This window comes from Streptomyces sp. NPDC048462 (assembly GCF_043200175.1).
GTDB lineage: Bacteria > Actinomycetota > Actinomycetes > Streptomycetales > Streptomycetaceae > Streptomyces.
This window is the reverse complement of sequence record NZ_JBICXG010000059.1, coordinates 1-9,061: the sequence shown is the minus strand read 5'-3', so window position 1 is coordinate 9,061 and position 9,061 is coordinate 1. Positions and strand designations below refer to the sequence as shown.

The 9,061-nt window shown below is 66.7% G+C and carries 9 protein-coding genes and 2 pseudogenes; 5 read left to right on the top strand and 6 right to left on the bottom strand.

The features are described 5' to 3' along the window. Nucleotides 1-86: 86 nt before the first annotated feature. Nucleotides 87-518, bottom strand: coding sequence for a hypothetical protein (locus ACGFU6_RS39100; RefSeq protein ID WP_393617367.1), 432 nt, complete (start codon nt 516-518; stop codon nt 87-89). Nucleotides 519-1,017: 499 nt separating this feature from the next. Here ACGFU6_RS39100 and ACGFU6_RS39095 point away from each other — a divergent pair. After that, nucleotides 1,018-2,271, top strand: a pseudogene (locus tag ACGFU6_RS39095) (IS256 family transposase). A gap of 48 nt (nt 2,272-2,319) precedes the next feature. Here ACGFU6_RS39095 and ACGFU6_RS39090 read toward each other — a convergent pair. Together ACGFU6_RS39090 and ACGFU6_RS39085 are read right to left on the bottom strand one after the other, a co-directional pair. After that, nucleotides 2,320-3,264, bottom strand: a complete 945-nt coding sequence (locus ACGFU6_RS39090) for a methylenetetrahydrofolate reductase (RefSeq protein ID WP_393617366.1) — start codon at nt 3,262-3,264, stop codon at nt 2,320-2,322. Then, a complete protein-coding gene (locus tag ACGFU6_RS39085; RefSeq protein ID WP_393617364.1) occupies nt 3,171-3,575 on the bottom strand; it encodes a hypothetical protein in 405 nt (134 codons plus the stop codon). Before ACGFU6_RS39085 ends, ACGFU6_RS39090 begins: the two co-directional genes overlap by 94 nt. 422 nt (nt 3,576-3,997) lie before the next feature. On the opposite strand from ACGFU6_RS39085, the pseudogene ACGFU6_RS39080 reads away from it, so the two are divergent. The 4 genes and pseudogenes from ACGFU6_RS39080 to ACGFU6_RS39065 form a co-directional block, all read left to right on the top strand. Then, nucleotides 3,998-4,162 (top strand): annotated as a pseudogene (locus ACGFU6_RS39080) (ISL3 family transposase); the annotation flags it as partial. A 163-nt stretch (nt 4,163-4,325) separates the two neighbouring features. Beyond that, nucleotides 4,326-5,570, top strand: coding sequence for a transposase (locus tag ACGFU6_RS39075; RefSeq protein WP_393617362.1), 1,245 nt, complete (start codon nt 4,326-4,328; stop codon nt 5,568-5,570). A gap of 43 nt (nt 5,571-5,613) precedes the next feature. Beyond that, on the top strand, nt 5,614-6,042 hold the full coding sequence (locus ACGFU6_RS39070; RefSeq protein WP_393617360.1) for a DUF4240 domain-containing protein: 429 nt from the start codon (nt 5,614-5,616) through the stop codon (nt 6,040-6,042). Nucleotides 6,043-6,204: 162 nt separating this feature from the next. Then, complete coding sequence (locus tag ACGFU6_RS39065) at nt 6,205-6,450, top strand: hypothetical protein (RefSeq protein ID WP_393617358.1); 246 nt, start codon at nt 6,205-6,207, stop codon at nt 6,448-6,450. Here the strand turns inward: ACGFU6_RS39065 and ACGFU6_RS39060 are convergent. The 3 genes from ACGFU6_RS39060 to ACGFU6_RS39050 all read right to left on the bottom strand — a co-directional run bounded on the left by ACGFU6_RS39060 (nt 6,447) and on the right by ACGFU6_RS39050 (nt 8,427). After that, nucleotides 6,447-6,866, bottom strand: a complete 420-nt coding sequence (locus ACGFU6_RS39060; protein ID WP_393617369.1) for an ETEC_3214 domain-containing protein — start codon at nt 6,864-6,866, stop codon at nt 6,447-6,449. The genes ACGFU6_RS39065 and ACGFU6_RS39060 overlap by 4 nt on opposite strands. 257 nt (nt 6,867-7,123) lie before the next feature. Continuing rightward, on the bottom strand, nt 7,124-7,594 hold the full coding sequence (locus ACGFU6_RS39055) for a transposase family protein (RefSeq protein WP_393617356.1): 471 nt from the start codon (nt 7,592-7,594) through the stop codon (nt 7,124-7,126). 311 nt (nt 7,595-7,905) lie between these two features. Then, complete coding sequence (locus ACGFU6_RS39050; RefSeq protein ID WP_393617354.1) at nt 7,906-8,427, bottom strand: GNAT family N-acetyltransferase; 522 nt, start codon at nt 8,425-8,427, stop codon at nt 7,906-7,908. Between the last annotated feature and the right edge of the window lie 634 nt (nt 8,428-9,061).

Here is a 9,061-nt window from a genome sequence, read left to right as displayed (position 1 = left end):
AACTCAGGCGGGTAGTTCTTCATGACCACGAGATGTCCGTTCTCAGATCCGCAGGATCCAGTGTCTCGTGTGTCCAACATCAGGGGTCAAGGCCCGTCCAGGTCGAGGCGGCAGACCCCTTTGGCGATCAGCCGTTCATGCCGGGCGACTTCCTCGCGGCCGTCATGGACCACCAGCTCGGCGGCATGCAGCATCGCGCGGACCGTCCGGCCGATCAGCCGCACCGGCACCGAGTAGCGGTTGGTGCGGACGCTGATCCGGCTGTAGCGGTCGACCCGCAAGGTGAAGAGCCGGCCCGTCTCGAACGGCTCGTCCGGCAGCGGCGCCAGAAGCGGTTGCTCGCCTGCGAAGTACTCGCAGATCGTGCGGGGCCGGGACCGGATCCGCCGGGCATCATCCGCCTCGTCCCATCGCTCGATCATGGCGTTGAGCTTGGCGAGCGTGTCGACTTCCGGGACAGGGACGAGGCGGATGCGCCGGAACCAGCCGATCTGCCCCTCGACTCCGCCCCTTCTCATGGGCGCCGCAGATTCCTGGCTGGCAGTAAAGAGCTTGCAGGCCGCAGTGCGAGCGGAAGGCAGTCCACCGCTCAGCTTCCACCTGCTGTCTGGAGAAGCCCAGCACCTGGGCGACAGCGGCCCTAAGGTTGTCGTAGCGGACCTTCGAGGTCGGCACTCCGCCCAGCACGTTGAGAGCGTGGACGTGGCCCTCGAAGAATGCCTCCTGCCCAGCCGGCGCGAAGATCCGGTGCACGGACTTGCCCGAGTAGGACAGGCGGAACGCGAACAGGTAGCAGGTGACCAGTTCGCCGGCCAGCCGCACTGTCACGTCGCCGAAGTCGACTTCCGCCTCGGCTCCGGGTTTGTGGGTCTGCGGGACGAACGCCTCCACCACGAGCAATGCTCAAGACCTGTGGATCGGCCTCGGGGTGAACGCGAAGGGCGTACCTTCCCGAGCGATCGATTGATGGTCATCGAGTAGGCCGGTGCTGCGAACACCGGTCGGGAAGGTACGCCCGTGCTCAGCGTAGTCAACGCCGACGGCTCCACCGCCAACGGCTCCTCGCTCATCGACGAGATCGTCCGGAACGGCGCGAGGCGACTGCTCGCGGCTGCCCTTGAAGCCGAAGTTGACTTCTATATAGCCGAGTTGGCCGACGAGAAGGATGAACGTGGGCGGCGGCTCGTGGTCCGCAACGGCCACCACCAGCCCCGGGAGGTGACCACCGCCGCCGGCACCGTCGAAGTGAGGGCTCCACGCGTCAACGACAAGCGCATCGGCGCGACCGGTGAGCGCAAGCGGTTCTCCTCGGCGATCCTGCCGCCCTAGGCCCGCAAGTCCCCGAAGATCAGCGAGGTACTGCCCCTGCTCTATCTCCACGGCCTGTCCAGCGGGGACTTCGTGCCCGCGCTTGAGCAGTTCCTGGGCTCCTCGGTGGGCCTATCCCCGGCCACCGTGACCCGGCTGACCGCCCAGTGGCAAGCCGACCACAAGGCGTTCGGCGAGCGCGATCTGTCCGCCACGGACTACGTCTACGTGTGGGCCGACGGCATTCACCTGCGCATCCGTCTGGAAGAGGCGAAAGCCGCCGTCCTGGTGGTCATGGGCGTGCGGGCGGACGGCACCAAGGAAGTGATTGCGATGGCGGACGGCTACCGCGAATCATCGGAGTCCTGGGCGAGTCTGCTGCGGGACTGCCAGCGCCGGGGCATGCGTGCGCCGGTCCTGGCCGTCGGCGACGGCGCCCTCGGCTTCTGGAACGCGGTCAACGAGGTCTTCCCCGAAACCCGTCACCAGAGGTGCTGGGTTCACAGAACGGCCAACTGCCGCGACGGCCTGCCGAAGTCGGCCCAGCCCGCGGCGAAGAAGGCCATCCAGGACATCTACAACGCCGAAGACAAGGAGCACGCGGCTGCCGCGGTCAAGGTGTTCGCCCAGCAGTACGGCGCGAAGTTCCCCAATGCCGTCAAGAAGATCGTCGATGACGAGGACGAGCTGCTGGCGTTCTACGACTTCCCCGCCGAGCACTGGATCCACTTGCGTACCACGAACCCCATCGAGTCGACCTTCGCGACCGTTCGACTGCGGACCAAGGTCACCAAGGGTGCTGGCTCCTGCGCGGCTGCCCTGGCCATGGTGTTCAAGCTCGTCGAGTCCGCCCAGGAACGCTGGCGCGCGGTCAATGCGCCGCACCTGGTCGCCCTCGTGCGAGCCGGAGCCCGATTCAAGCGCGGCGTCCTCGTCGAACGGGAGGACGCCAGCGCGGCCTGAGTATCGTCCCGATCGCGGAATTCGACAGCCGCACGTTCGTGCCCGGCTTCACACCGAGGGTGCACCTCGTCCGAGCAACTTGCTGAGCTCGTGGGCCAGGGCGACTGAGGCGTCGATCTCGGCCTTGCGGATGGACACGCTCTCCACGAGGAAGCCGAACGGCATGCCGAGCTTGCGGCAGAAGGCGATCAGGTCCCGGGCGTTCGCCAAGCAGTGCTGGTATGACTCGGCCAGGGTGTCGTCCGCATGGCGCAGGGAGTTCTCCAGCCAGCGCGGGACGTCGACGCCGAGCCATTGGAGGAACGCCAGTGTCTTCACCGAGCCGCACACCGAGAGCGTGAACAGGACGGGCCTCGGTTCGAGGTCCCGCTCGCGGCAGGCATAGTAGTAGTCGGAGACCATGCTTTTCGCCGCGTCGCCGCTGTAGACGACCTGCGAGATGAAGTACGCGCATCCGGCCACCTGCTTAGCGACGAGCCGCAGATGCTCCTCGGGGCGTTCAGTGATGGCCACGCCACCGAGCAGCAGGTCTGGGCGGACATCGCGGCGCAGATCCTGCGCCTCGGACAGGCCGGTCCGCACCGCCTTCCCCTTCGAGGACGCGCCGACGAAGACGCCGAGCAGCCGGTCGGCGTCGGCCGTCCGCAGCCAGGTCCGCAGCTCCGTCTGGGAGTACTTGCCGACGCACCGGTAGACGACCACCGGGCGGTTCCACTTGCCTAGATAGTCCGCGTGGTACACGGCAGGGTCGATGGTCGGCAGATACGGAAACGGCCGCTGCGCCGGATTACGGTCGCTCTCATCGTCGATGTCGTACAGCGCCAGACCATCGACATCGAGGGACTCCAACCGTGCCAGGGTGGCTGCGGTGATCTCCCGGATCCGCTCGGGAGTGTTGCTCAGGCGGGGCGGCGTGATGCCGAACAACAGGACACCGCTGTCGGCATCGGCCACCCGGCTTCGTAGATCTGTGCCGTCGCTCTGGTTCGCCATGACGCGGAAGTTAGCAGCTCATCCGCCATACGGCAGGCGAACACCACCCTGTGAGACCGGACTCGGTTCTGAACCACCTGACGTCCGGCCGCGCGGACCAGATCCACAGGATTTGACAATTTCTCCTCCACCACGCCCCGGTCGGCCTCGATCCGGATCTCCTCACGGCGCGTGGCCACGTAGCCGCGGACCATCTGGTACGAGATCTCGTCCGCGTCGTGCTCGTCCAGCAGCCGCTCGAAGATCCGCTTGACCGTGTGCCGCTCCTTGCGCGGCGCATCAAGGTCCGCCCGCAGCATCTCGTCGATCAACGGCTTGAACGGATCCAGCCGGGTCGCCCTCGGCGGAAGCGGCTTCCGCGGCTCCGACCAGGCTGACGCCAAGCCTTCTGCACCGTTAGGAACCCGACGCCGTACTTCCGTTGAAGAGCGCGGTTCGACAACCCCTGACGCGAGTCACGGCGGATCGCCGCGTACAGATCGACCTTGGACTTCGGCAGCACCCCGGGCCCCCTCATCGTGCAGAGCACAACCATGGTCCCGAAGCAAGCATCCAGGTGCTCTCAAGACTCGGCGACATCACTCTCACAGGGAATCGGGTGCTCTCGCCGCCGACCAACATGCGCTCTCGCTACTGGGTTCTGGCACACATTCCGTGAGGACGATCACCGGCGTTCTGCCACGGTGACATCGCGTCATCTGGGACCGTGGTGCGGTGTGATGACCTCGTAGGGATGCTTTTTCCGCAGTTCAGGGCGGTTCTGGTGGAGCGGGTGTTCACGGAGTGCGGCGTGGTGCACATCGTTGCGAGAACCTTCGATGGCACGGCTTCGTGCCCGGATTGCGAGCTTCCGTCGAGTCATGTGCACAGCTGCTACGAACGCCGGCTGGCCGACACTCCCGTCGGTGACCAGCCGGTGGTGATCGCGCTGACCGTGCGGCGGCTGTACTGCGATAACGCCTTGTGCGGGCGTCGTACGTTCGTTGAGCAGGTCGCGGGTCTGACGTTCAGGTACGGGAGATGGACTCCGGCCTCGCGCCGCGTCCTTACGGTCGTTGCGGTTGCCCTCGCAGGCCGGGCCGGGGCCCGTCTGGCAGCAGTCCTGCGGACGAGGGCGAGCCGGACAACGCTGCTGCGGGCGATCATGGCCGTGCCTGATCCGCTCTGGGGCCGTTCCCAAGGTCCTGGGTGTCGATGACTTCGCCCCCCGTCGTGGGCACCACTACGGCACTGTCCTCATCGACTGCGAGACCGGCCGGCCTCTCGACCTGCTGCCGGGCCGAGCCGCCTCCACCCTCGCGGGCTGGCTGCGCGAGCATCCTGGCGCCCAGATCATCTGTCGTGACCGGGCCGGCTCCTACGCCGACGGCGCCCGGACCGGTGCACCGAACGCGATCCAAGTGGCCGACCGCTTCCACCTCTGGCAGAACCTCGGCACCGCCGTCGAAGCCACCGTCAGACTCCACAGCACGTGCCTCAAGACGGCTTTCACCAGCTCAGATGGCCCTACGAGCGATGGCGACGGCGCGGATGCAACGAAGACGATGTCGCCGATCGAAGCTCGCATCCGAGAGCGGCACGCGACCATCCACGCCCTGCTGGCCCAGGGGCACGGGATCAGGGAGATCGCCAGGGAACTGCACATGGGCGGGAACACCGTCCGCCGGAACGCCCGCGCGGCAGTCCCCGAACAGCTGCTGACCGGAAGGCACCAGCCCCGGGCCAGCCAGCTCGACCCCTACAAGGCCCACCTGGACAAACGCTGGGCCGAAGGACACACAAACGCCATCCAACTGCTCGCCGAGCTCCAGATCCTCGGCTACCGCGGGAGCTACCAGATCATCAGCGACTATCTGCGACCGAGGCGCCGCCAACGCATCCGCGTTGTCCCACCCGCACCACCAGGAATCCGCCGGATCACCGGCTGGATGATGCGGCACCCCGAGAACCTGGCCGACGGAGAACGCCAACAGTTCGCCGCCCTACTTGCCCACTGCCCTGAACTGAAGGCCCTCCACGAGCACGCCCGGGGCTTCGCAGAGATCCTTCAAACCCGCTCCGGTCAGCACCTCAAAGACTGGATCACCGCCGTCCGCACCGCGGACCTGCCCCGTCTGCATGCCTTCGCCACCGGTCTGGAGAAGGACTGGGGTGCCGTGCTCCATGGCCTGAGCACACGCTGGAACTCCGGCCCCGTCGAGGGCCGCGTAAATCACATCAAGATGGTCAAACGCCAGATGTTCGGACGCGCCAAGCTCCCCCTGCTCCGCAAACGCGTCCTTCTCACAGCCGCAGCAAACTGGTGACCCGGAGCCAGGACTGTCAGACCGCTGCGGCATGCTCGCCAGCATGAACGAAGACGCCTTCTGGCAGCTCATCGAGGACTGCAGGCCCACGGAACCTGACCCGGACGCCGAACTCCTTGCAGCCACGCTCACCGAGCGGCTTGCCCAGTCCCCGTTGTCGCTGGTCATCGGCTTTGCCGAACAACTGTCATGGGCGCTCTACCGGCTGGACCGCAAGGAGTACGGACACGACCTGTCCGCTGACGCCTTCCTCTACACCCGTACCGCGGTCGTCGCCGCCGGCCGCACCGAGTTCGACAGCGTCCTCCAAGACCCTTCGGTCTTCACTCCTTACGCCACCGACCTCATCTGGGCCGAGCCCCTGCTCTACACACCGGACCGGGCATACAAGCGCATCACCGGGAAGGAGTGGGACCGCGATACCCGCTACTCCTACGAATCCTGCTCTAACACCGAGGGCTGGGCTGATTGAACGCCATGGCCCGCGGGTGGCGATGAACGCCAGCGTCGTTGATCGTCCTCACGGAATGTGTGCCAGAACCCGCTACTGACGTACAAAGCCATGGCGTGGAACCCCTCCGTGATGGGCCACGTCTTCTCTGCTGAAGATCATGGTCATAGGAGAGGACACAAGGTGAGTGACCGCGAGCGAGGCCAGGACACCGAACCTGCGCCCACCGGAGACGCTTCCTGGTGGGCCGGGCTGAGGCTGACCGGAGGAGTGGTCCTCGCCGTGAGCGGGATAGGTCTGCTGCTGTGGCTGATCCTGCGCGGAGGCGCGGCTGACAACGACTGGTCCCGTTACTACGGGGCCGGCAAGATCCTGGCCATCGGATGCGTCATTGTCGGCACGACGGCCCTGGCCCGCCGCCGTGGCTAAAGACGGTGTTGGAAAGGCGGACGAGTGCGCCACCAAACTCCTGCGCGCTCCGCTCGTCCACCCCACGTGTTCCCTTCGCAGCCGATGGGCGGAGTCGAGGGGGAGCCTGCGTCGCGCACTCCGACCGCCCAGTGCAAGTAGCCGCCGGGGTTCCCGAAGTAGCGTTGTTCGGCGTAGCTGAACCGGCGGGCCCCCAGCGCGTGCCACGGCCCAGCGCCATCCAGGCCGGGGCTGGGCAGAGAGGCCAGTGATGTCCTGCCCAGCGTGATCCGGTACGGCCCGACGGCTACCCGTGGGCGGAAGAGACGGCTGCGTGTGGTGAGGGAGTACATCAGCACTTCGTCGTGGTCGTCGCACCAGGTGACGAGGTAACGACCTTGGGGGCAATTGAGGCCGGGGCAGGTTGGCTTGGGGATTCGGCTGATGGATGAGTCAGCAGGTGGTGGTGCGGACGGGCACGAGGGCGGTGCTGGTCCTGCGGCGGGTGGGTCGCCTGGCGGAGCGGTCGGAGACGAGCGAGGCGATTGCGGCTTGGGCTTCTCCGTAGGTTTCGCGGCGTCCGGTGTATCGCTGGAGCGGGCGCCACTTCTTCAGCTCGGCGTTGGTGTGTTCGATGCAGATCCTCGCCGAGGACTGCCGTCGCTTGGCCTCCCGCCAGGCCCGGTGTTCGCTGTCACAGGCATCGTCGCCGGGCTTCTTCGGCCGGCGCGCTGATCTGGTCGGAGAACTCGCCTGCTAGCCCACGGTAGCCGTCGTCGACCTTGGCCTTGACCTGCGGGCGGAGCCGGAACTGTTCGGCGATGCCCTCGGTGCGCACGGCCGTCTGGTCGTGCATCCGGCCGGGCCTGACCACGCCGGAGAACAGGGTGCGGCCCTGGCCGTCGCTGAAGCTGGTGGTCTTCATCGTGTTCTGCTTCTTCTTGCCCGAGATGAACGCCTTCCGGCCGGGCCGGTGAGCCTGGGGCCGGCGTACCTGGGTCTCGGTGCCGTCGATGCGTAGCTCGATGTTCTCGGCCGCAGCGTAGGCGAACAGGTCCTCCAGGGTGTGGATCCGGATGCCGGACCGGTCGGGGACAGCGAAGCCGCGGGCCGCGAGCAGGGGCCGTATCTCCCGCACAGCCGCCGAGACAGTGGAGCGGTCCACCCCGTACAGCTCCGCCAACGCGGCTGCGGCAGCTGGTGACGCGGGCAGATCAGGGTGACCAGCAGCCGGTCGGTGAACACCAGCTTCACCTTGCGTCCCGCCCCGGCCAGACGCTTCCGAAGACCCCCACGCCGCTCGGCCCGGTCCGATTCCCGCCCCGCCTGCCAGCTTCGCGCCAACTCGACAACCAGCTCGGCGGAGTGTTGGTGTGCCACACCAGTGAAGGCAGGATGGGACAGGGCGGCACGATCCAGGGCAACAGTCACGTCTCCCGATCATGCCGCCCGACCCTGGCTTTGCGTCAGTCCCGCTCAGAAGCCGGGCGATACAAGCTTCAGTCGCAGTCGGACGTAGTCATGGTCCAGCGGTCCTGGACGGCGCGCTCCATCCGGCCGCCACCCGTTTCGGGCGTAGAAGCGCTGCGCACGTGTGTTGGACGCCCAGCATTCCAGCACGCCCTCGGCGCAGCCGGCAGCCGCGGCCAGCCTGACGAACTCCCGGTGCAGGGCCCCACCCACCCCGCGCCCCCAAGAGTGCGCCAGTACCCCAATCTGGTACAGCTCGTAGTACGTTGAGGCGTCCAGGTCTTCGTGGTGCGGTGGCCCGGCAGCCAGTAGTCCGACCACCGTCCCGTCCAAGCTTTCCGCGACCAGCGTGGCGCGCGACGGCGCGGCCAGCACTTGCGCCCAGGCGTCGCGCCGTTCCCTCCATGCACTCGGGTCGGCGAGTTCCTCCTCGGGCATGCCGCCCGCGGTGTAGTACGCGGTCCGCGTCCGGGTGTGCACGTCGGCAAGGACGTCGGCGTCCTCGGCGGTCGCCTCACGCAATCGCAAACCTGGATCCATGCCCCTCTGGACGCCTGCACCCACCCGACTGGTTCCCCTATGGGCACCCTCACGACAGCAAGGTCGATCAGAGGATATGACTCACCGTCTCAATTGCCCCCCAGGTCGTAACCGAGCAGGCCCAGCGGCCAGGTCCGCACGTCAGCTCGACATCCTGGAGGACGACACCGGACGCGTCATCCTCAGCGCCCCCGCCGTACATCTGAACACCATGCTTGTGCTCTGGGAATAGATTGGCATAGACCAATTGACAGGTGGCCAGGGGCGGCTGTGACGTCTCGGGAGTTGAGGCCGGCCTCGGATGTTGGCCTTGACGAGACGTCAGAGATGGGCACATAATGTAGCTGAAGCAGTCGAGGGGCGGAAGCTGCGGGAGACTGGCAACGAGGACCAGGATCACGAGAAGCACATCGTTTCAGTGCTTTGAACAGCAGAAACAGACGGGAAATCCACCTCTTCCCGTAGCCAGCCAAAGGCAGGCCGGAGGCCGGCCCTACGGGCCGAAGGCCCGGCATCGTCACCGAAGGTGATGATGCCTTAGGACGCCGAAGGCGGCCAGGGTGCGGAGCACCCTGCATCTTGACGGCCCGTAGGGCCGTCGCGTCGTGTCTCCGGAGGAGAC

Excerpts from the sequence above, each read along its gene's own strand:
- ACGFU6_RS39100 (WP_393617367.1), bottom strand. The coding sequence starts at position 518 with ATGAGAAGGGGCGGAGTCGAGGGGCAGATCGGCTGGTTCCGGCGCATC.
- ACGFU6_RS39090 (WP_393617366.1), bottom strand. The coding sequence starts at position 3,264 with ATGGCGAACCAGAGCGACGGCACAGATCTACGAAGCCGGGTGGCCGAT.
- ACGFU6_RS39070 (WP_393617360.1), top strand. The coding sequence starts at position 5,614 with ATGAACGAAGACGCCTTCTGGCAGCTCATCGAGGACTGCAGGCCCACG.